General features: G+C 35.2%; 1 protein-coding gene. It reads left to right on the forward strand.

The window, feature by feature from the left end:
- Positions 1-406, forward strand: a 406-nt coding sequence (locus SB753_RS35045; RefSeq protein WP_410804641.1) for a helix-turn-helix domain-containing protein, incomplete at both ends; no start/stop codon positions are given.

A 406-nucleotide genomic window follows, 5' to 3' on the forward strand; every position in this document is an offset into this window, starting at 1 on the left:
ACTAAATCAGATATTATAAAATGGGTGGCATTGTATCAAAAACATGGAGAAAAAGGCTTACAGCCGACCTATACAAATTACTCTGTGAAGTTTAAAATGGACGTATTAACTTATATGGAAAAAACAGGAGCGTCTATTCGTGAAGCATCATATGTATTCAATATTCCTTCTTACTCAACGGTGGCGAAATGGAAAAGAACCTTTGAAGAACAAGGTAAGGATGGCCTGTTTCCTAAAAAGAGGAGTCGTCCAAAAATGAAGAAAAAGCCTACTGAAAATCTTGATATAGACAAGACAAATGAAGAGTTACTAAAGGAAAATGAATACCTACGAATGGAAATTGCGTATTTAAAAAAGTTAAACGCCTTAGTTCAAGCACCAAGGGAATCAAAGAGCGAGAAAAAGC

This window comes from Paraburkholderia sp. SIMBA_053, from assembly GCF_046534895.1.
GTDB classification, from domain to species: domain Bacteria; phylum Pseudomonadota; class Gammaproteobacteria; order Burkholderiales; family Burkholderiaceae; genus Paraburkholderia; species Paraburkholderia caledonica.